The organism is Pseudomonas sp. WS 5011 (assembly GCF_012985775.1).
GTDB classification, from domain to species: Bacteria; Pseudomonadota; Gammaproteobacteria; order Pseudomonadales; family Pseudomonadaceae; genus Aquipseudomonas; species Aquipseudomonas peli.
On sequence record NZ_JAAQXA010000003.1, the window covers coordinates 216,862 to 237,157 of the forward strand.

The 20,296-nt window shown below is 61.6% G+C and carries 16 protein-coding genes; 9 read left to right on the forward strand and 7 right to left on the reverse strand.

Features of this window, described 5'->3' with window-relative positions:
- Window positions 1-94 precede the first annotated feature (94 nt).
- On the reverse strand, window positions 95-982 hold the full coding sequence (gene hslO / locus HBN63_RS05040) for an Hsp33 family molecular chaperone HslO (RefSeq protein WP_090250400.1): 888 nt from the start codon (window positions 980-982) through the stop codon (window positions 95-97).
- A gap of 216 nt (window positions 983-1,198) precedes the next feature.
- On the opposite strand from hslO, the gene HBN63_RS05045 reads away from it, so the two are divergent.
- Window positions 1,199-1,993: a phosphatase PAP2 family protein gene (locus HBN63_RS05045; RefSeq protein ID WP_170048635.1), complete on the forward strand. Its 795-nt coding sequence runs from the start codon at window positions 1,199-1,201 to the stop codon at window positions 1,991-1,993.
- Between the two features lie 68 nt (window positions 1,994-2,061).
- On the opposite strand, the gene HBN63_RS05050 is transcribed toward HBN63_RS05045, so the two are convergent.
- Window positions 2,062-2,496, reverse strand: a complete 435-nt coding sequence (locus tag HBN63_RS05050; protein ID WP_170048636.1) for a S4 domain-containing protein — start codon at window positions 2,494-2,496, stop codon at window positions 2,062-2,064.
- Window positions 2,497-2,627: 131 nt separating this feature from the next.
- On the opposite strand from HBN63_RS05050, the gene HBN63_RS05055 reads away from it, so the two are divergent.
- The gene (locus tag HBN63_RS05055; protein WP_256665692.1) at window positions 2,628-3,062 is read left to right on the forward strand and encodes an ATP-dependent zinc protease; all 435 of its coding nucleotides are present in this window, start codon (window positions 2,628-2,630) and stop codon (window positions 3,060-3,062) included.
- Window positions 3,059-3,964, forward strand: a complete 906-nt coding sequence (rimK, locus tag HBN63_RS05060) for a 30S ribosomal protein S6--L-glutamate ligase (RefSeq protein WP_160085908.1) — start codon at window positions 3,059-3,061, stop codon at window positions 3,962-3,964. The genes HBN63_RS05055 and rimK overlap by 4 nt, the downstream gene beginning before the upstream one ends.
- Window positions 3,965-4,048: 84 nt before the next feature.
- On the opposite strand, the gene HBN63_RS05065 is transcribed toward rimK, so the two are convergent.
- The 4 genes from HBN63_RS05065 to ompR all read right to left on the reverse strand — a co-directional run bounded on the left by HBN63_RS05065 (window position 4,049) and on the right by ompR (window position 10,365).
- Window positions 4,049-7,819, reverse strand: coding sequence for an EAL domain-containing protein (locus HBN63_RS05065; protein ID WP_170048637.1), 3,771 nt, complete (start codon window positions 7,817-7,819; stop codon window positions 4,049-4,051).
- Window positions 7,820-7,886: 67 nt separating this feature from the next.
- Window positions 7,887-9,200, reverse strand: a complete 1,314-nt coding sequence (locus HBN63_RS05070) for an ATP-binding protein (protein WP_090250417.1) — start codon at window positions 9,198-9,200, stop codon at window positions 7,887-7,889.
- Window positions 9,197-9,604: a hypothetical protein gene (locus tag HBN63_RS05075; protein WP_170048638.1), complete on the reverse strand. Its 408-nt coding sequence runs from the start codon at window positions 9,602-9,604 to the stop codon at window positions 9,197-9,199. Before HBN63_RS05075 ends, HBN63_RS05070 begins: the two co-directional genes overlap by 4 nt.
- A gap of 26 nt (window positions 9,605-9,630) precedes the next feature.
- Entirely contained in the window at window positions 9,631-10,365 is a 735-nt protein-coding gene (gene ompR, locus HBN63_RS05080; protein WP_090250422.1) for a two-component system response regulator OmpR, read from the reverse strand.
- Window positions 10,366-10,590: 225 nt separating this feature from the next.
- Here ompR and HBN63_RS05085 point away from each other — a divergent pair, with 225 nt between their 5' ends.
- The 6 genes from HBN63_RS05085 (at window position 10,591) to HBN63_RS05110 (ending at window position 18,855) form a co-directional block, all read left to right on the forward strand.
- Complete coding sequence (locus HBN63_RS05085; protein WP_170048639.1) at window positions 10,591-12,915, forward strand: Tex family protein; 2,325 nt, start codon at window positions 10,591-10,593, stop codon at window positions 12,913-12,915.
- Window positions 12,916-13,130: 215 nt separating this feature from the next.
- The gene (gshA, locus tag HBN63_RS05090) at window positions 13,131-14,711 is read left to right on the forward strand and encodes a glutamate--cysteine ligase (protein ID WP_170048640.1); all 1,581 of its coding nucleotides are present in this window, start codon (window positions 13,131-13,133) and stop codon (window positions 14,709-14,711) included.
- Window positions 14,712-14,861: 150 nt separating this feature from the next.
- A complete protein-coding gene (locus tag HBN63_RS05095; RefSeq protein WP_160085920.1) occupies window positions 14,862-15,071 on the forward strand; it encodes a ribosome modulation factor in 210 nt (69 codons plus the stop codon).
- Between the two features lie 302 nt (window positions 15,072-15,373).
- On the forward strand, window positions 15,374-16,255 hold the full coding sequence (aguB, locus tag HBN63_RS05100) for an N-carbamoylputrescine amidase (RefSeq protein ID WP_167143683.1): 882 nt from the start codon (window positions 15,374-15,376) through the stop codon (window positions 16,253-16,255).
- Between the two features lie 88 nt (window positions 16,256-16,343).
- Window positions 16,344-17,453 carry an agmatine deiminase gene (aguA, locus tag HBN63_RS05105; RefSeq protein ID WP_170048641.1) on the forward strand — a complete coding sequence of 370 codons (1,110 nt, stop codon included), beginning with the start codon at window positions 16,344-16,346 and terminating at the stop codon, window positions 17,451-17,453.
- Between the two features lie 154 nt (window positions 17,454-17,607).
- On the forward strand, window positions 17,608-18,855 hold the full coding sequence (locus HBN63_RS05110) for a methyl-accepting chemotaxis protein (RefSeq protein WP_262498883.1): 1,248 nt from the start codon (window positions 17,608-17,610) through the stop codon (window positions 18,853-18,855).
- Between the two features lie 70 nt (window positions 18,856-18,925).
- Here HBN63_RS05110 and HBN63_RS22085 read toward each other — a convergent pair whose 3' ends face one another.
- Window positions 18,926-20,242 (reverse strand): PAS domain-containing methyl-accepting chemotaxis protein, encoded by a 1,317-nt coding sequence (locus HBN63_RS22085; RefSeq protein ID WP_170048642.1) that lies wholly within the window; start codon window positions 20,240-20,242, stop codon window positions 18,926-18,928.
- Window positions 20,243-20,296: the final 54 nt, after the last annotated feature.

Here is a 20,296-nt window from a genome sequence, read left to right on the forward strand (position 1 = left end):
GATTATGCCAGAAAAAGCCAGCTGCGGGTGCAGCCTCTGATCAGATCATTCCGACACGGTTTAGGGGCTGTGTGCCCCCGAATCTGCTTGAAACTCAGTGGCGCGTATCCGATGGCGCTTCGATGCTGCCATCGATAAACAGTTGCAGCACATCGGCGGCATCGAACAGATAGCGCTCGTTGCAGAACTGGCAATCGATTTCCACGCTGCCGCCGTGCTCCTGCACCAGCGCTTCGGCGTCGGCTTGGCCAAGGCTGATCAGCGCGCGGCTGGAGCGCTCACGCGAGCAGCTGCAGCGAAACAACAAGGCACGTGGGTCGAACAGGCGCAGCGCTTCCTGGTGATACAGGCGATGCAACAGGGTTTCGTTATCCAGGCCCAGCAGTTCTTCAGCCTTCAGCGTATCGGCCAGGGCCATGGCGTGCTGCCAGCTGGCTTCACGCTCATCGGCCTCCTTCAGGCGGTCGGCCGGCAGCTGCTGCAACAGCAGGCCGCGAGCACGCTGGCCATCGGCGCTGAGCCAGAAACGCGTCGGCAGCTGCTCGGACGTGGCGAAGTAATTGGTCAGGCAATCGGCCAGGGTATCCCCTTCCAGATCGACGATGCCTTGATAACGCTGCCCGGACTTCGGGTCAACGGTCATGGCCAGCACGCCATCGGGCATCAGCTCGCGCAGGTTGGCATCGGCAGTGATCTGTTCAGCGTGGTAGCGGGCGATACCGCGCAGCTCACCTTCGCTGGAGCATTCGACCATCAGCAGGGGCACAGCACCGGAGGAGCGCGCCTGGAGGATCAGCAGGCCTTCAAATTTCAGGGTGCCAATCAGCAAGGAGGCGGCAGCAAGCAGTTCACCCAACAGCTGAGCGACCGGTTGCGGGTAGGTGTGTTTGGCCAGCACGTGGCTGTAGCTATCGGTCAGACCGACCAGTTCGCCACGGATATCGCTGTCGTCGAACAAGAAGCGTTGGGAAAAATCAGACATGCCAACTTCACTGAATGTGACTCGGCCCGCGATTTTAGGCGCAAACGCCCATCCGACCAAGCGCCTCTTATCTATCAGCGCTGCGGGTGGAAGCTATCGATACAAAACCGGGTCACAGTTGTCGACAAAAGACTGGGAGAAACTTTGCATTCTCGGGACCAACTCCCTGGGATGCCGGCCGCTTTAAACCCCTACAGATGACAAGGATGCCTCTGCATGACCCCTTCTTTTCTTAACGATCAGTGGCGTATTCGCCCATTGGTTGCCAGCCATTTCGTCGCTCTGCTGCTGCTTGCCAGTTGGTTGTGGGCACCCAGCCGCGCGCTGTGGGACCAATTCGACCTGCAGCTGTTTGCCCTGCTCAACGAGCCCGTGCACAGCGCCGGGCTGTGGGCGCAAACCTGGGCGATTGGCAGCATGCGCCCGGTGGACATGGGTGTTGGCGTGCTGATGCTGGCCGTGATGCTCAAGGCCGATCTGGTGCTCAGCGACGCCCAAGTGCGCAAGGCGCTGTATGCCTTTCTCGCGGCGCTGATCGTGATGCTGCTGTTTCGCGTCGGTTTCGCCGAGCTGGTCAAACTGATGGGTTGGCAGCGCCCGAGCGCATCCCTGGTAGTGGAAGGCGCCGCACGGCTGACCGAACTGTTCCCTGACTGGGAAGAACGCTGGGATATGAAGGACAGCGCCACCCGCAGCTTCCCTGGCGATCACGCATCGGTGCTGTTGATCTGGGCGATGTTTATGAGCTTCTTTGCACGCAACTGGCGTTTGCTGCTGGTCTGGAGCATGGCGGTTATCTTTATGCTGCCGCGTCTGGTGGCGGGTGCGCACTGGGGTTCGGATGCTCTGGTAGGCGGCCTGTTCCTCGCCTTGCTGGGCCTGGCCTGGTCCTGCTTTACCCCGTTTGCGTACAAGACCAGCGAATGGCTGGAATATGTTACCCAGCCGCTGCTCAAGAGCCTGGCCGCCCTGCCAATGCTGGACCGACTGAACGTTATCAGCGGCCGCTAGGCGTGGGCTGTGCAGTGCGCAGCTGAACAGTGCAGCGCTGCTGAGCACGACGGTCGGCGACACGCGGCCTAGAACTCGTCATCAGACCACGGATGGCGCAGGCCGCCATCCTGCCGGTCATTGAAGTCGTGAATCTGCCGCCGTTGCTTTTTGCTGGGCCGACCCTCGGTCTGCATGCCCAGTGCCCCGGCCTTACGCTGTGCGGCGGCCTGTTCGCGGCGCTCAATGCTTTCGGCTGTCTCGGTGTACAACGCCTGCGCTTCAGGCGCACCGCGACGCACCACGGACAGTGCCTGCACCACTACACTGCGCTCCTCAAAGCCAGTGCGAATCACATAGACATCGCCCACCCTCGGCTCCTTGCCGGGTTTGCAGCGCTCACCGCGATGATGCACCTTGCCACCCTCAATGGCCGCCTTAGCCAAGGCGCGGGTTTTATAGAAACGCGCAGCCCACAGCCATTTATCCAGGCGTACCTTGTCGTCGTCTTTTTTCTCGCTCATCCGGCCCTCGCTGATCACACCGTGCAGGCGGACATTTTGCCTGATGCAGTTGTCACACGTGCCAACTAGAATGCCCGCACATAACCCGGAACTGCCCTTTGAAGACTTTCGACCAACTTGGCGTAATCGGTTTGCGCGAATGGATCAACCTGCCGGAACTGGGCATGGTCGGCCTGCGCGCCAAGATTGATACCGGGGCCAGTACCTCCAGCCTGCATGCCAGCGATATTCAACCGTTCGACCGCGACGGCGAGCCTTGGGTGCGCTTTACCGCCCACCTCGGCACAGTGGTGCAGCGTCGGCATCGCTGCGAGGCACAACTGGTGTCAGTGAAAACCATCAAAAGCTCCAACGGCCACAGTCAGTCGCGCTATGTGATTCGCACCCCTCTGACGCTAGGCGAACGCGAATGGCCGGTCGAATTCACCCTGACATGCCGCAAAACCATGCGCTACCGCGTGTTGCTTGGCTCCAAGGCGCTGATTGCCGGTCAGCTGCTGGTCAACCCGGCGCTGACTTACGTACAGAACAAACCCACCCTCGCTGACTCCCCTGGTGCCCCATGAAGATCGCCGTGCTGTCGCGCAACCCGCGCCTGTATTCCACCCGTCGCCTGGTCGAAGCCGGGCAACAGCGGGGCCATGAGATGGTGGTGATCGACACCCTGCGTGCCTATATGAACATTGCCAGCCACAAGCCGCAGATCCATTACCGCGGCAAGCCGCTGGAAGGCTTCGATGCAGTGATTCCACGCATCGGCGCCTCGGTGACGTTCTATGGCTGCGCGGTGCTGCGCCAGTTCGAGATGATGGGCGTGTTCCCACTCAACGAGTCGGTGGCCATCGCCCGCTCGCGGGACAAACTTCGCTCCCTGCAACTGCTGTCCCGCCGTGGCATTGGCCTGCCGGTGACCGGTTTCGCCCACTCTCCGGATGACATCGCCGACCTGATCGATATGGTCAATGGCGCGCCTTTGGTGATCAAGGTGCTGGAAGGCACCCAGGGCATTGGCGTGGTGCTGTGTGAAACGGCGACGGCGGCCGAGTCGGTGATCGAGGCCTTTATGGGCCTCAAGCAAGACATCATGGTGCAGGAATACATCAAGGAAGCCGGCGGCGCGGACATCCGCTGTTTTGTGGTCGGCGACAAGGTGATTGCGGCGATGAAGCGCCAGGCCAAGCCCGGCGAATTCCGCTCCAACCTGCACAGGGGCGGCAGCGCCAGCCTCATCAAGATCACCCCGGAGGAACGCATGACCGCCATCCGTGCGGCCAAAGTGATGGGGCTGAGCGTAGCCGGCGTGGATATCCTGCGCTCCAATCACGGCCCGCTGGTGATGGAGGTGAACTCATCGCCCGGCCTGGAAGGCATCGAAACCACCACCGGCAAGGATGTCGCCAGCCTGGTAATCCAGCACCTGGAGAAGAACAGCGGCCCAAACCTGACGCGCACCAAGGGCAAGGGTTGAGCCGGATATAGGCGAACGCACGGCCAAACATGACCTGGCCTGTATGGCAGGACGCCGCAGAGGTACCGAAACACAGACTCAAGCCTACAGCTGATGCCGCTCCATCCAGGCCTGGAAATCCGCTTCTTTCAGCGGGTGACTGAAGTGATAGCCCTGCCCCAACGAGCAGCCATGCTGGCGCAGGCAATCAAGTTGCCACTGGCTTTCAATGCCTTCGGCCACGCACTCCAACCCCAGGTTGCGGGCGATCACCAAGATGGTCTGCACCAATACCAAGCCGCTGCCGTCTTCAGCGTCCATGTCCCAGGTAAAGCTGCGGTCAATCTTCAAACGATCCAGCGGCAGGCGCTTGAGGTAAGTCAGCGAAGAGTAGCCAGTGCCGAAATCATCAATGGCAAACCGCACGCCCAGCGTCTTGAGCGCCTGCATATTGCTGATGCACTGCTCGACTTCTTCCAGCAACACGCCTTCGGTGATTTCCAGCTCCAGCGCCGTGGCCGGCACCTGATGGCGTGCTAAGCACTCACTGATGCGTGCGACACAGTGACGCTGGCGCAGTTCACGTGGGCTCAGGTTGACTGCCAATACCAGCTGCGGCCACTGCGGTAACCAGCGTGCCAGCGCTGCGCAGGCCTGTTCCAGCACCCAGGCGCCGAGTTCCTCGATCAACCCCGTTTCTTCGGCCAACGGGATAAAGTCGCCGGGCATGACTTCGCCGCGCTCCGGGTGCACCCAACGCAACAGCACTTCTGCGCCGGCAATACGCTCGCTGGCCAACGCCAGTTGCGGCTGAAACACCAGGTACAGCTGGTTGCGCTGCACCGCCTGGCGCAATTCGCTTTGCATCTGCAAGCGCTGGTCGATGGCCGCCTGCATCTCCGGGGCAAAGAAATGCAACGCGTTGCGCCCGCCTTGCTTGGCCCGGTACATGGCGGTGTCCGCCTGTTTCAGCACGTCGGAGGCCACCTGACTGCCGAAAGGATGCAGGGCGATACCGATACTGGCGCTGATCGACAGCTCGTGGCCATCAATCCAGCAGGTGCCCACCAGGCTTTTCAGCAGCTTCTCCGCCGTAATAGCCGCCGCTTCAGCTGCCAGTTGCGGGTTGCTGTCGAGCCCTTCGAGCAGCACCACAAATTCGTCCCCGCCCATTCGCGCCAGGGTGTCTTCGGCACGTAAACCACTGGCCAGTCGCGCCGTCACCTCACGCAAGAGGCCGTCGCCGACCAAATGGCCAAGGCTGTCGTTGACCGTCTTGAAGTGATCCAGGTCGATGAACAACAGGGCGCCCAGGGTATTTTCGCGCTGTTCACGGTCCATCGCATGCTGCAGGCGGTCGAGCAGCAGACGCCGATTGGGCAAACCGGTGAGTTCATCGCTGAACGCCAGTCGCTCAATTTCACGCTGATAACGCTGACGTTCGGAAATATCGGTGACGCTGCCGCGAATCAGCACCGGCTCACCGGGCATGCGCACCAGGCGTACCTCGCACGGAATCTGTCGCCCTTTACTGTCGCGGTGCAACCAGTCGAATACTGGCGCTTCACCGTTCATTGCCCGCTTCAAGTAAACCTTACCCAGCTCAGCCGTAAGCTGGCCATCGGCCTGTTTGTTAGGGCTCAGATCAAACACACGCTTGCTGGCGATTTCCTCGCGGCTGTAACCCAGCAAACGTAGGGCATTGTCGTTGCACTCGACCAGCGTTCCGTTGAGATCGAACAGCAGGATCGCTTCAGGTGCATTCTCGACGATGGTGCGGTAGCGCGCCTCGGCCTGCAGGCGCTCGCTGATGTCTTCGACCAGCAACAGAAACATGCGCACCCGACCGGTGCTGTGGCGCACCGCACGCAGGCTGACACGGGTGTGCACCAGGCTGCCGTCGGCCCGACGGAAGCGCTTTTCCAACTCGAACCCTTCACGATGCCCGCTGAGTACCTGGTCGAGCAGCGGCTGTTCGTTTCGCAGGTCATCGTCCTGCGACAGCTCTTCCCAGCTGGCCGCCAGCAGCTGTTCGCGCGAGCGCCCAAGGATGCTGCAGAGCTTATGGTTGACCTCTTCCCAGGCAAAGCTCGGGCTGGTCAGGGCCATACCGATCAGCGGCGCTTCGAAGAACAGGCGCAGCCGCTCATCACGTTCGCGCAGTTGCTGCTCGGCGTATTTGCGCGCACTGACATCCTGCAACGCGCCATACACCCTGACCAGTTCGGCGCCATCACGCTCGGTAATACCGCGGATACGCAGCCAGCGCGTCTTGCCCTTGGCAGTCAGCAGGCGCACCTCAATGTCAAATTGCTCCAGCCCATCAATTAGCTGCTGCAGCACCTGCTCGGCCAATACTCGGCCGCTGGCATCCAGGTAGCTCAGGGCACCACTGAGGTCCGGCGTGCCGTTTTTCGGGTCCAGCTCGTAAATACGAAAGCAGCCGGCGCTCCAGTCCATATTCTGCTCGGGCATGTTCAACACCCAGCCGCCCAGGTTGGCAATGTGCTCGGTCTGGCTGAACAGGTAGCTTTGCTTGAGCAGCTCGTCGCTCTGCGAACGCACCTGGGTGGCCAGCTGCTCGCGGGCAGTGACATCACTTTGCAGGGCGACGAAATGGCTAATGCCCTGGTCGTCACGCATCGGCGCAAGGGTAAATTCATTCCAGAACTGCTGACCATCCTTGCGGTAGTTACGCAGCACCACATCGCAGCCCATGCCCTCGCGCACCGCCTGCTGCAAACGGCTCAAGCCCTGTTGCTGCTGATCATCACGCAGCAGGAAGTTCCAGTTGTTGCCCAGGGCTTCCTCGCGGCTGTAACCGGTAATCTGCTCGAACGCCGGGTTGCAGTAGATCAGCGGCAACGCCGGCTGGCGGGCATCAGCAATGATCACCCCCAGTGGGCTGGCCTCCAGCGCCAGGTTGGCCAGGGCCAGTTGCTGCTGTATCTGCGCACTGCGCGCCAGGGCCTGGCGCAGGTCACTCAGGCTGCGCCCCACCAGCAGCGTGGCGAGCATAAATAGGAGTACGCTGAAATGCAGTTCCAGACGCTGCGGGTCGAGCCAGGCTGAACTGTTCACCAGGCCGCGCAACAGCGGCAGAATCAACACCATCAATACACTGAGCGCCGCGCCACAGAGGCCGCCGGCAAAGCCCCAGACCAAGGCCAGGCCCAGCATCATCACGCCGATCAACGGCAAATTAAGGGTTAGCGGCAATACACCGAGCAGCCAAGGCATGCCGATTAACAGCACCAGCAGCAGCGGCCATGGCGGTAACTGGCGTAGCACCTCGGGCACATGCTCGCAGCCGCTGCGCACGGGGCCCGCCAGCCAACCGCGGCGGCGCAACCAGGGCGTCAGGTAGACCAATAAGGGGATGGCTAGGGCCAAGGCTGTGAGGCTGTCAGCCAGCCATAGCGTCATGCTGCCCGAAAGCAAAGCCTCAAGCGGTATGTGGCCGAACAGCCAGAGATTGCCCTGTAACCCCAGCACCATGGGCGCAATTGGCAACAGCACACCGAGTAGCATAAAGCGCAGCAGATGACTGAGATCGGGCAAGGCCGGGTCAAACGGCCGCAACCGTAGCAACAGCCAGGCCAGCGCTACACCCAGGGTTTCCGGCAGGGCATAGAGCGCAGCCCATTGCCACTCCAGCCCCCACAGTGGAATCGACACCGCTGCATTGAGGTAAACCGCCAGCAGTACGCGCGGCCCCCACCACAGCGCAAACAGCAGCGCCAAGGCAAACGGCGGATACCACAGCGCCGCCCCGTCGGTGAACTGAGTCGCCAGGGACAGCCAGGTGGCCAGATGGAGCAGTGGCAACGGCAGCAGCCAAGTCCATAGAGAGAGGCGGTGGGGAACTGCAGGCATGCTGACCTCATGTCATCGCGCTGATAAAGCATAGTTCAGCGCAGTGATGACAGTATGCCAGTGCGGTCTAGACGGCGTCGCGCGGTAACAACAGACCCAACGGCAGGCACACCCGCGCCTCAAGGCCGCCGCCAGAGCGGTTGCGCAACTCGACGCTGCCGCCGTGCAAGGCGGCAATCCGCTTGACGATGGCCAAACCCAGGCCGGCACCTTGCCCGCCCCGGGCGCGGTCACCACGAATAAAGGGATTGAAAATACTGCCCAGCTCCGCCGGATCAATCCCTGTCCCACGGTCCAGCACGCTCAACACCACATACGGCGCGCTGTGGTCACCCGACAGGGAAACCGCCACCTCCACCGCATTGCCGCCATAGCGCAGGGCGTTTTCGATCAGGTTGACCAGCAACCGCTTGAGCGACACTCGGCGCAATGGGAACGCTGGCACGGACTCCAGGCACAGCCGGACCATTTCCTGCTTCTGGTTATACGGCGCAACCACTTCACGGATCAGCTCCAGCAAATCCAGCTGCTCCAGCGGCTCGTCACGCCCGTCGCGGATAAAGGCCAGGAACTGATCGAGAATCGCATCCATGTCTTCAATATCGCGCACCATGTCTTCGGTCAGTTCCGAGTCGGTGTGCAGAAACTCCATGGACAAGCGCAGGCGAGTCAGCGGCGTGCGCAGGTCATGCGACACCCCGGCGAGCATCAGCTCCCGCTCGCGGGCTGCCTGTTCAACGTCTTCGGCCATCTGGTTGAAGGCGCGGTACACCTCAGTCATCTCGCTCGGCGTATCGCTGACCGGCAGCCTGACGCTGCGGCCTTTACCGATCTGCCGGGCAGCGAAAACCAGGCGCTTGAGCGGTGCACTGAGCTGACGCACAAAAATCCACGCGGCGGCGGTGGACAGTAAGCCAATGGCCAGGAACCAGCCCAGCACACTCCAGATCCGCTGGCCGCGCAGCGGGTGCGGATACAGCGGCACCCGTAACCAATCGTCACCCAGCGCCGGTGCATGCACCCAAAGCGCCGGCGGGCTCTTGGCGCGCACCCGTACCTCGGTGTCAGGGCCCAGCTCGGTGCGCATCTGACGCTCGAAAATCTCACTGTAGGGCCAGTGCTGTTCGGTGGCGGGCACCTGCTCGTAAGGCACCCGTTTGAGCCCGGCAGCCTCGGCGATGGTGGCGCGGTCTTCCGGGTCCGCCGCCCAATAGGCGCGCAGGGTCAATGCGGCGCCGTGGCTGTACTGACGGTCGACCAGCACATCCTCGTTCATCATCAGATAAACCAGGGTCAGCGCCTTGGAAAACAGCACCACGATCAGCACCAGCCACAGCGTGCGGGCGAAAAAGCTTTGCGGGAACCAGAGAGGGGTTTTCATGCATCAGACCGTAAGCGAACAGTGAAACCGCGCCGCTGTATAAGCGGCCATACATTCTGGCCAGCCAGAGACAAGGCAAAACCTGCCGTGGCGCAAAAGAGTAAAAGTGCCCAACGATAAGGATGAGCCCAAGGTGCAAAGGGGTTCGCCAACAGCGTTAAAAACCCCGCGAAGATCAGCCAAACCAGCACCGCCACCCTGATTCGTCTGGCGGGCCAACGCACTGCAGCGGCATTTTGCAGCACCGACAGGGCAACAAAAACATACAGCGCGAGGTGCAGCGCAATGCCCCAGCTGATCCCGCCACGCAGGCTCAGCCCGCGTGACGCTGCCATTGATACAGCGGTTTCATGCAGATACACGAATAGCAGAACAGCCGACGCGCTTAACAGCAGTACCTGCAAGCACGCCGTGAGCACCACCCGCCATGTCACTTATTACCATCCGGCACAAACACGTAGCCAACACCCCAGACGGTCTGGATATAGCGCGGCTTCGACGGATCCGGCTCAATCAGCCGGCGCAGACGGGATATCTGCACGTCGATGGAACGCTCCAGGGCGTCCCACTCGCGGCCACGGGCTAGATTCATCAGCTTGTCACGGGTCAGTGGCTCACGGGCGTGCTGCACCAGCGCCTTGAGTACGGCGAACTCGCCAGTGGTGAGCATGTGCACTTCCTCACCTTTCTTCAGCTCGCGAGTGGCCAGAGACAGTTCGTACTCGCCGAAACTCACGCTTTCGTCTTCGCTGCCCGGCGCGCCTGGCACTACCGGCGCCTGACGGCGCAGCACAGCCTTGATCCGCGCCAGCAGTTCACGCGGGTTGAACGGCTTAGCCAGGTAATCGTCGGCGCCCAGTTCCAGGCCTTGAATACGGCTGGCTTCATCGCCCTTGGCGGTGAGCATGATGATCGGCACTTGGTTGTTCGACTCACGCAGGCGACGGCAGGCAGACAGCCCGTCCTCACCCGGCAGCATCAGGTCGAGCACCACCAGGTTGAACAGCTCGCGGGCCAGCAGGCGGTCCATCTGCTCGACGTTTTCCACCGCGCGCACACGGTAGCCCTGCTCGTCGAAGAAGCGCTCAAGCAGGCGACGCAGGCGAGCGTCGTCGTCGACGATCAGGATTTTTTCGCCTTCAACAGGAAGTGCAGTGCTGCTCATTCAGGGCTCCTTGACCAGACCTCCGCCGGGCGCGGACGCGCTGGCAGTATGCAATGGCCGGCATTATGGCTCAGGTGCCACAGCCGACGTGCAGCCCATTGTTAGCAGATTTTTCCCGGACGGGTTCCCGGCGCATTGCCGGGCAATGTTTATAATGCGCGGCTTTCGTGTCTGGCCCGTGGTCTGCGTGGCTGGTTTTTCGTTTCCGTGTGGGTAGCTTTTTCTATGCTCAGCATCAACAACCGCATCGCCGAAGAACTGGGCGTACGCCCGCAACAGGTCGCCGCCGCCGTGGCGCTGCTCGACGAAGGCTCTACCGTGCCGTTTATCGCGCGCTACCGCAAAGAGGTTACCGGCAGCCTCGATGATACCCAGCTGCGCACCCTGGAAGAGCGCCTGCGTTACCTGCGCGAACTCGACGAGCGCCGCGCCAGCATCCTCGCCAGCATCGAGGAACAGGGCAAACTGACCCCTGAGCTAACCCGCGACATTAACTTGGCTGACACCAAGACTCGCCTGGAAGACCTCTACCTGCCGTTCAAACAGAAGCGCCGCACCAAGGGCCAAATCGCCCTGGAAGCCGGCCTCGGTGAGCTGGCCGACGCCCTGTTTAACAACCCCGAGCTGAATCCCGAAAGCGAAGCTGAGCGCTTTATCGACGCTGAAAAAGGCTTTGCCGACATCAAGGCCGTGCTCGAAGGCGCCAAATACATCCTGATGGAGCGCTTCGCCGAGGATGCCAACCTGCTGGCCAGCCTGCGCAGCTACCTCAAAGACAACGCCATCCTCAGCGCCCGCGTGGTCGCCGGCAAAGAGAACGAAGGCGCCAAGTTCCGCGATTACTTCGAGCACGACGAAAAGCTCAAGGGCGCACCGTCGCATCGTGCCCTGGCGATTTTCCGTGGCCGTAACGAAGGCATCCTCAGCGCCAGCCTGAAAGTCGGCGACGAGCTGCCCGGCAGCATGCACCCGTGCGAAGGCATGATTGGTGAGCGCTTCGGCATCAGCGCCCGTGGCCGCGCCGCCGATAAATGGCTGGGCGAAGTGGTGCGCTGGACCTGGAAGGTCAAGCTCTACACCCACCTGGAAACCGACCTGTTCGGCGAGTTGCGCGAAGCGGCGGAAGACGAAGCGATCAACGTGTTCGCCCGTAACCTGCACGACCTGTTGCTGGCCGCACCGGCCGGCCCGCGCGCCACCCTGGCGCTGGACCCGGGCCTGCGTACCGGCTGCAAGGTGGCGGTAGTGGATGCCACCGGCAAGGTGCTGGAAACCTCCACGGTGTACCCCCACGCACCACGCAACGACTGGGACGGCACCCTGGCGATCCTCGCCAAGCTGTGCGCCAAGCACGCGGTCGACCTGATCTCCATCGGTAACGGCACCGCCAGCCGCGAGACCGACAAACTGGCCGCTGACCTGATCAAGAAGTTACCAGGCCTGAATCTGACCAAAGTCATGGTCTCCGAGGCTGGCGCCTCGGTTTACTCCGCCTCGGAGCTGGCCGCCAAAGAATTCCCGGACATGGACGTGTCGCTGCGTGGCGCCGTATCCATCGCTCGCCGCCTGCAGGACCCGCTGGCCGAATTGGTGAAGATCGACCCGAAATCCATTGGTGTCGGCCAGTACCAGCACGACGTCTCGCAGCTGAAACTGGCGCGCTCGCTGGATGCGGTGGTCGAGGACTGCGTAAACGCCGTCGGCGTCGATGTGAACACCGCCTCCGCCGCCCTACTGGCGCGCATCTCCGGGCTGAATACCACTTTGGCGCAGAATATCGTCGCCTTCCGTGACGCCAACGGCGCGTTCAACAGCCGCGCCGACCTGCTCAAGGTGCCGCGCCTGGGCGACAAGACCTTCGAACAGGCCGCTGGCTTCCTGCGAGTGATGAACGGTAGCAACCCGCTGGACGCCTCCGCCGTGCACCCGGAAACCTACCCGCTGGTGCAGCGCATCGCTGCCGACACAGGCCGCGATATCCGTTCGCTGATCGGTGATTCGGGCTTCCTCAAGCGCCTCGATCCGAAGCAGTTCACCGACGATAAATTCGGCCTGGTGACCATCGGCGATATCCTGAGCGAGCTGGAAAAACCCGGCCGCGACCCGCGTCCGGAGTTCAAGACCGCCGAGTTCCAGGAAGGCGTGGAAACCCTTAACGACCTCAAACTGGGCATGATGCTCGAGGGCGTGGTGACCAACGTGACCAACTTCGGCGCCTTCGTCGATATCGGCGTACACCAGGACGGTCTGGTGCATATCTCGGCGCTGTCGGAGAAATTCATCAAAGACCCGCACGAGGCGGTCAAGGCCGGCGACGTGGTCAAGGTCAAGGTCATGGAAGTCGACATCCCGCGTAACCGCATTGCCCTGTCGATGCGCATGGGCGATACACCTGGCGAGAAAATCGAAGGCCCGCGTGGCGGCGCTCGGGGCGGCAAGCCGGCCGGTAATGCGCCGCGCAGCGAACGCCACTCCAGCCAGGACAAGCCGGCTCCTGCCAGCGGCGGCATGGCGGCGCTGTTTGCCAATGCCAAACAACTGAAGAAATAAGCCAACGCCCACGGACATAGGCGCTATGTCCGTGGGCCGCGCGCCTGCACCTGCCGCGTCGCCCAGATGCAAAAGCACAGCGCCCAGCTATAACCTTCTTCATCCGCGCCGGGTTATAAAGCGCTATCGACCGCTGAACGCGGTTTTCTCGCCCCCTTGTAGAGCGTGCGTGTCGTCCCCATATTGAGGCGACCGATGCGTGAAGGAATGCAATCTTGAGCGACCTGTTACCCCGCCGCCTGGCCCAGCTTGGCGAGCGCGCCAACCTCTCCCTGCTTTCCCAATGCCTGCACGGTATCGAGCGCGAATGCCTGCGCGTCGACGGCGATGGCCAGCTGGCCCTCACGCCGCACCCAGCCGCCCTCGGCTCGGCGCTGACCCATACGCAGATCACCACTGACTACTCCGAGTCGCTGCTGGAGTTCATCACCCCGGCCGAGCCTGATCCGGCGGCGACCTTGGCCGATCTGGAGCAGATCCACCGCTTCGCCTACAGCAAGCTGGACGGCGAATACCTGTGGAGCCCGTCGATGCCCTGCGCCCTGCCGGACGAGGAGACGATTCCAATCGCCCGTTATGGCAGCTCGCATATCGGCGAGCTCAAGTACGTGTACCGCAAGGGTCTGGCCCTGCGTTACGGCAAGACCATGCAGTGCATCGCTGGTATTCACTACAACTTCTCCCTGCCGGAAGCGCTGTGGCAGCTGCAGCAGCAGGCCGAAGGCGATACGCGCAGCGCGCGGGATTATCAGTCGGCGCGTTATATCGCGCTGATCCGCAATTTCCGCCGCTACAGTTGGCTGCTGATGTACCTGTTCGGTGCCTCACCAGCGCTGCACAAGGGCTTTATGCGCGGCCGCCCGCATCAGCTGCAGGAACTGGACGCAGAAACCCTCTACCTGCCCTACGCCACCAGCCTGCGCATGAGCGATCTGGGCTATCAGAGCACCGCCCAGTCCGGTCTGACACCCTGCTACAACGACCTGGCCAGCTACACCGACAGCCTGCGCCAGGCCGTCGGCACGCCCTACCCGCCCTATGTGGAAATCGGCGCGAAGAAGGATGGCGAGTGGCTGCAACTGAACACCAATATTCTGCAGATCGAAAACGAGTACTACTCGAATATTCGCCCCAAGCGCGTGACCTACAGCGGTGAGCGGCCAATCCAGGCACTGATGGCCCGTGGCGTGCAATACGTTGAAGTGCGCTGCCTGGACATCAACCCGTTCCTGCCGCTGGGCATTGATCTGAGCGAATCGCGCTTCCTCGACGCCTTCCTGCTGTTCTGCGCATTGGCCGACAGTCCGCTGCTGGAAAGCGGCGAATGCCATGCCTGCACCGACAACTTCCTGGCCGTGGTCAAGGAAGGTCGCCGGCCAGGTCTAGAGCTGCAGCGCAATGGCCAGCCAGTGGTGCTGCAGGCATGGGCCGATGAGTTGCTGGAGCAGATCCGTCCGCTGGCCGAACTGCTCGACCAGAACCACGGCGACAACGCCCATAGCCTGGCCTTGCAGGCGCAACAGGCCAAGGTTGTCGACCCCAGCCTGACGCCTTCCGCTCAAGTGCTGGCGCAACTGCAACAGGGCCAGAGCTTTACCGAGTTCGCCTTGCGCCAGAGCAAGCGGCACGCCGAGTACTTCCGCAGCCAGCCGTTGAGCGCCGAACAGCAAGCGGCCTTCGAAGCCAGCGCCGCCCAGTCGCTACACGACCAAGCCGAACTGGAAGCCCACGAAGAAGGCGACTTTGACAGTTTTGCCGCGGCGTATCAGGCCAGCATCCTGGCTCTGGCTGTTTAACCTGCGGAGAATGCCGGCTCGCGCGCAGCCGGCATTTCGCCAACTGCATCACATAAACTGCCAGCGGTGGCAAAAGCGAGATCAGCGGCGCAGCCCTGCCCAAGCGATGCGGCTAGCATTGCACGGGTAAATCCACTGCGAGCTGCCGCCATGGCCTGCGCCGACCTCAACACGGAAGATGACCAGCACTGGAGCCTGGAAAGCCTTAACAAGGCTTACCAACAGGGCTACATGGCAGGGCTGACCGGGCAAACCAACACCCCACGCGCGCTCGCTGCCGATGTGCTGATCGCTGCCTGGGAAGCAGGCTGGGACGACGGCCACGAGCAATTCGAGCTGCACAAACGCTACAGCGCCTGATCCCTCGCTCTACCCAACCCTCATCTGCACACACCGTTCACGCCCGCAGCACGTCAATCTGCGCGGCTGTGCATCGCCTTGCCTTTGATCGGCGACTGCTTTGCCATAGCGCATTAATTCGATTTTTATTCGATATAAGTCGATAAAAACTCATATAGCGTCTTATATTTTGCTTTTAAAGCCGATTTTTATCGGATATAAATAGGCCATCCACTGTCGTGACTCGCCCGCGAGGCATGGCACAGTCGCCGGCCTCTGCTAGTGTCAGATGACCGCCCCAACTGCTCTTGAGGTGCCAAATCATGCCCCGTATCGTTACTGTCGCCGCCACCCAGATGGCCTGCTCCTGGGATACCGCTGCGAATCTCGCCAACGCCGAGCGCTTGGTGCGTCAGGCCGCCGGCAAGGGCGCACAGATCATCCTGCTGCAAGAGCTGTTCGAGGCGCCGTACTTCTGCCAGAAGCCCAACCCGGACTACCTGCAGCTGGCCACCCCGGCCGAGAGCAACCCGGCGATCCTGCACTTCCAGAAAATTGCCAAGGAACTGCAGGTGGTCCTGCCGATCAGCTTCTATGAACTGGCCGGCCGCGCGCGCTTCAACAGCATCGCGATCATCGACGCAGACGGCAGCAACCTCGGGATTTATCGGAAAAGCCATATCCCGGACGGCCCGGGCTACCACGAGAAGTACTACTTCAACCCCGGCGATACCGGTTTCAAAGTGTGGAACACCCGCTACGCCAAGATCGGCGTGGGCATCTGCTGGGATCAGTGGTTCCCCGAGTGCGCGCGCAGCATGGCGCTACTCGGTGCCGAGATTCTGTTCTACCCAACCGCCATCGGCAGCGAGCCACATGACCCGAGCATCAGCTCGCGCGACCATTGGCAGCGCGTACAGCAGGGCCACGCCGGTGCTAACCTGATGCCGCTGATCGCCAGCAACCGCATCGGCCGTGAAGACCAGGGCGACTACCACATCAACTTCTATGGCTCGTCGTTTATTGCCGACCAGTTCGGCGCCAAGGTGCAGGAAGCAAACGAAACCAGCGAGGCGGTGCTGATGCACAGCTTCGATCTGGATCAGCTGGAGCATATCCGCAGCGCCTGGGGCAGCTTCCGTGACCGCCGCCCGAACCTCTACGGCCCGCTAAAAACCCTCGACGGCCATCTGGCCTCCGAGTAAAACGCCCCTGTAAGAACGCCCCGATAAGATGGGTTGCGACGCGCAGCGTTAATACCCATCCGTCCCCGCTCAATGTTTTGGTGAATTTATGACAACCCTGACGACTACCCCACGCGCCGACGGCTTCCGCATGCCCGCCGAGTGGGAAAGCCACAGCCAAACCTGGATGGTCTGGCCCGAGCGCCCGGACAACTGGCGCTTGGGCGGCAAGCCTGCGCAAGCCGCGTTCACCGCCGTGGCCAGGGCGATTGCCGAATTCGAGCCAGTGACCGTTGGCGTATCCGCCGGCCAGTATGAGAACGCCTGCGAGCGCCTCGCCCACGCCAATATCCGTGTGGTGGAAATCACCACCGACGACGCCTGGGTGCGCGACACCGGGCCGACCTTCGTCACCAACAACAGCGGCGAAGTGCGCGGTGTGGACTGGGCGTTCAACGCCTGGGGCGGCCTGAATGGCGGCCTTTATGCCAACTGGGTACGTGACGATCAGGTAGCCCGCAAGATTCTGCAGATCGAAGGCTGCGCGCGTTATCGCACCGATGAGCTGATCCTCGAAGGCGGCTCGATTCATGTCGATGGCGAAGGCACCCTGATCACCACCGAGGAATGCCTGCTCAACCCCAACCGCAACCCGCACCTTAACCGCGAGCAGATCGAGCAGTACCTGGCTGATCACCTGGCCATCGACACGGTAATCTGGCTGCCGGACGGCCTGTTCAATGACGAAACCGACGGCCACGTCGACAACTTCTGCTGCTACGTGCGCCCCGGTGAAGTGCTGCTGGCCTGGACCGACGACGCCACGGATCCCAACTACCCGCGCTGCCAGGCCGCCATGCGCGTGCTGGAAAGCGTGCGGGATGCCAAGGGCCGTCAGCTGATCGTGCACAAGATGCCGATTCCCGGCCCGCTGTATGCCAGCGATGAAGAATGCGCCGGCGTCGATCTGGTGGCCGGCACCCAGGAGCGTGATCCGTCGATCCGTCTGGCGGGTTCCTACGTCAACTTCCTGATCGTCAACGGCGGCATCATCGCGCCAAAGTTCGACGACCCCAAGGATGCCGAGGCCGAGGCAATTCTGCGTCGCCTGTTCCCTGAGCATCGCGTGGTGATGGTGCCGGGCCGGGAGATTCTGCTGGGCGGCGGCAATATTCACTGCATCACCCAGCAGCAGCCGGGCCCGCAAATGGCTGGTTAAACATTCAAGGTAGGATGTAAAGTTTCGCCCTGCCAGTCCGATACAGTTCTGGTGAGCGCCAGTGGGCTGGCAGGGGAAAATGATGTTCAACAAGGCAATTAAACAAGCGCTCAGCAGCGCGCTGGCTAAACTGCGGGCCGCAGAAGCCAGGAAGATGGCCGTCGACCGTTCGACCGCCATGATTGAATTCAAACCTGACGGCACCATCGTCAGCGCCAACGAAAACCTGCTGGCCACAATGGGTTATCGACTTGAGGAAATCGTTGGTCAGCATCATCGCATCTTCTGTTTTCCCGACTACCAAGCCAGTGCCGAGTACCGGAAGTTCTGGCAGCGCCTGGCCGCGGGTGAGTTCATCCGCGAGCGTTTCCTAAGACGCCACAAGCAAGGCCAGGAAGTCTGGCTAGAGGCCAGTTACAACCCGATCAAGGGTCCTGATGGCCGTATTGAAGGCGTGCTCAAACTGGCTACCGACATTACCGCGCTGGTAGCCCGCGAGCAGGAACAGAACAGCATGGTTGAGGCCATTAGCCGTTCCATGGCCGTAATTGCCTTCAACCCCAAAGGCGAAGTGCTTGAAGCCAATGAAAACTTCGAGCAAACCATGGGTTATCGCCTGAATGAGATTCGCGGCAAACACCACCGCATGTTCTGCACCCGAGAGGAGGCGGACTCCGCCGAATACCGCCGCTTCTGGGAGCGCCTGAACAAAGGCGAGTTCTTCTCCGGTCGCTTCCAGCGCATCAATCGGCATGGCGACACCGTTTGGCTGAGCGCCACGTACAACCCAGTGTTTGACGCCAGCGGCAAGCTCTACAAGGTCGTCAAATTTGCCCGCGATGTCACGGGCCTGGTACGTCAGCAGCAGGCCGAGTCAGAAGCCGCCAAGCTGGCCTACGAGATCTCCCAGCAAACCGATGAAAGCGCCCGCCATGGTGCCAAGGTGATTCGTGAAACCGTTGATGTCGTGCGCGGCATCGCCGATGAGCTGTCACGCGCCGCCGAAGGCATCACCGCTGTCAGCCAGCAATCGGAGATGATCAGCAGCATCGTTCAGGTGATCCGCGGGATTGCCGAGCAAACCAACCTCTTGGCGCTCAATGCGGCCATCGAGGCGGCGCGTGCCGGTGAACAAGGCCGTGGCTTTGCCGTGGTGGCGGATGAGGTGCGCAACCTGGCCGCGCGCACCAGCCAGGCCACCGTGGAGATTGTCGAAGTCGTCAAGCGCAACCATGAACTGGCGCAGGTTTCGGTCGATAGCATGCAGGCAAGCCGTCACAAGGTCGACCAAGGGGTGAACCTGGTCAACCAAGCCGGTGATGTCATCGAAGAAATCCAGAGCGGCGCACGGCAAGTGGTGGATGCCGTACGCCAGTTCGCCGACGCCCTGGAAGAGCACTGATTGCGGCGCGCGAGTCGCGCCGCTAGACCGCTGAGAGCAGCATGCCCGGCCGCCAGCGACTGGGCATACCTCAGTCCTGCATGGCCTCGGTGAATTGCCCAATAGCGTCCACCACGCGCTGCGCTTCGTCGCGGATCTCCAGCATCACCTCGCCTGCTTTGTTGGCGAGCAGCACACCCTGCTCAGCCTTCTGTTTACTGCCTTCCATCCCGCTCACAGCCTGCAAGGCCAGGTCATGATTGAGGCGTACCACGTCATTGATCTCCACCGTGGCCTGGCTGGTGCGCGCCGCCAGGTTGCGCACCTCATCCGCCACCACAGCAAAGCCGCGGCCTTGTTCACCAGCTCGTGCCGCCTCGATGGCCGCATTGAGCGCCAATAGATTGGTTTGTTCGGCAATCCCGCGGATCACCTGAACGATGCTGCTGATGCGTTCTGACTGCGCGCTCAAGGCCTCGATATTGCCTGCTACCTTTGAAAGCTCATCGGCGATGCCGCGCACCACCTGTACCGTCTCTTCCACGGTGGCGGCGCCCTTGATCGCGCTTTCATCGGTTTCCCGGGCGATATCAAACGCCAGTTGCGCGGCAGCGGATTCGGCCTCACGGTGCTCAATCTGATGGGTGATATCAGTGGCGAACTTGACCACGCCATACAGCCGACCACTCGCGTCATACAGTGGGTTGTACGTCGCCCGCAGCCAGACCACACGCCCGCCTTTGGCCAAGCGCTTGAAGCGATCAGCAATGAATTCGCCCTGGTTCAGGCGTTGCCAGAAGCGCCGGTACTCATCACTGGCGGCCTCCTCATGGGTGCAGAACTGGCGGTGATGCACGCCACGGATCTCCTCCAAGCGATAGCCCATGGTGCTGAGGAAGTTTTCATTGGCCTCCTGCACCTCACCCGCCAGGTTGAACTCGATCACGGCAGTGGAACGGTTGATCGCCTGCAGATAGCTGTCGTGCTGATGCTCAACGTGCATGCGCTCGGTGATATCTGCGGCCAGTTTAATCACCTTCACAACCTTACCCTGGGCATCCCGTACTGGCAGGTAGCTGGCTTCCAGCCAGACTTCACCGCCGCCCTTGGCAATGCGCATGTAGCGGTCACTGAAGCTCTCACCGTCAGCCAGACGCTGCCAGAATTTTGCATAAACCGGACTGGCCAGCTGCGCTTGGCTGCAGAACATGCGGTGGTGCTGACCGCGTACTTCTTCCAGGCGATAGCCCATGACGGCGAGAAACGGCGCGTTGGCATCGAGAATCTCGCCCTGGGCGGTGAACTCGATCATGGCGAAGGTTTGTCGGATGGCCCCGATTACTTGCTGGCTGGCCGCCAGCTTTAACTGGCACTGCTGTAATTCACTGTGACTCTTTGATCCGAACATTTAAGCGCCTCAAGCAGGACAAAATTGCTCAGGGCAGATGATCAATAACTCATC

Coding starts and splice junctions, on each gene's coding strand:
- hslO (WP_090250400.1), bottom strand. CDS start 982: ATGTCTGATTTTTCCCAACGCTTCTTGTTCGACGACAGCGATATCCGT.
- HBN63_RS22085 (WP_170048642.1), bottom strand. CDS start 20,242: ATGTTCGGATCAAAGAGTCACAGTGAATTACAGCAGTGCCAGTTAAAG.
- HBN63_RS05045 (WP_170048635.1), top strand. CDS start 1,199: ATGACCCCTTCTTTTCTTAACGATCAGTGGCGTATTCGCCCATTGGTT.
- HBN63_RS05110 (WP_262498883.1), top strand. CDS start 17,608: ATGGCCGTCGACCGTTCGACCGCCATGATTGAATTCAAACCTGACGGC.
- HBN63_RS05070 (WP_090250417.1), bottom strand. CDS start 9,200: ATGAAAACCCCTCTCTGGTTCCCGCAAAGCTTTTTCGCCCGCACGCTG.
- HBN63_RS05095 (WP_160085920.1), top strand. CDS start 14,862: ATGGCCTGCGCCGACCTCAACACGGAAGATGACCAGCACTGGAGCCTG.
- aguB (WP_167143683.1), top strand. CDS start 15,374: ATGCCCCGTATCGTTACTGTCGCCGCCACCCAGATGGCCTGCTCCTGG.
- aguA (WP_170048641.1), top strand. CDS start 16,344: ATGACAACCCTGACGACTACCCCACGCGCCGACGGCTTCCGCATGCCC.
- ompR (WP_090250422.1), bottom strand. CDS start 10,365: ATGAGCAGCACTGCACTTCCTGTTGAAGGCGAAAAAATCCTGATCGTC.
- rimK (WP_160085908.1), top strand. CDS start 3,059: ATGAAGATCGCCGTGCTGTCGCGCAACCCGCGCCTGTATTCCACCCGT.
- HBN63_RS05065 (WP_170048637.1), bottom strand. CDS start 7,819: ATGCCTGCAGTTCCCCACCGCCTCTCTCTATGGACTTGGCTGCTGCCG.
- HBN63_RS05085 (WP_170048639.1), top strand. CDS start 10,591: ATGCTCAGCATCAACAACCGCATCGCCGAAGAACTGGGCGTACGCCCG.
- HBN63_RS05050 (WP_170048636.1), bottom strand. CDS start 2,496: ATGAGCGAGAAAAAAGACGACGACAAGGTACGCCTGGATAAATGGCTG.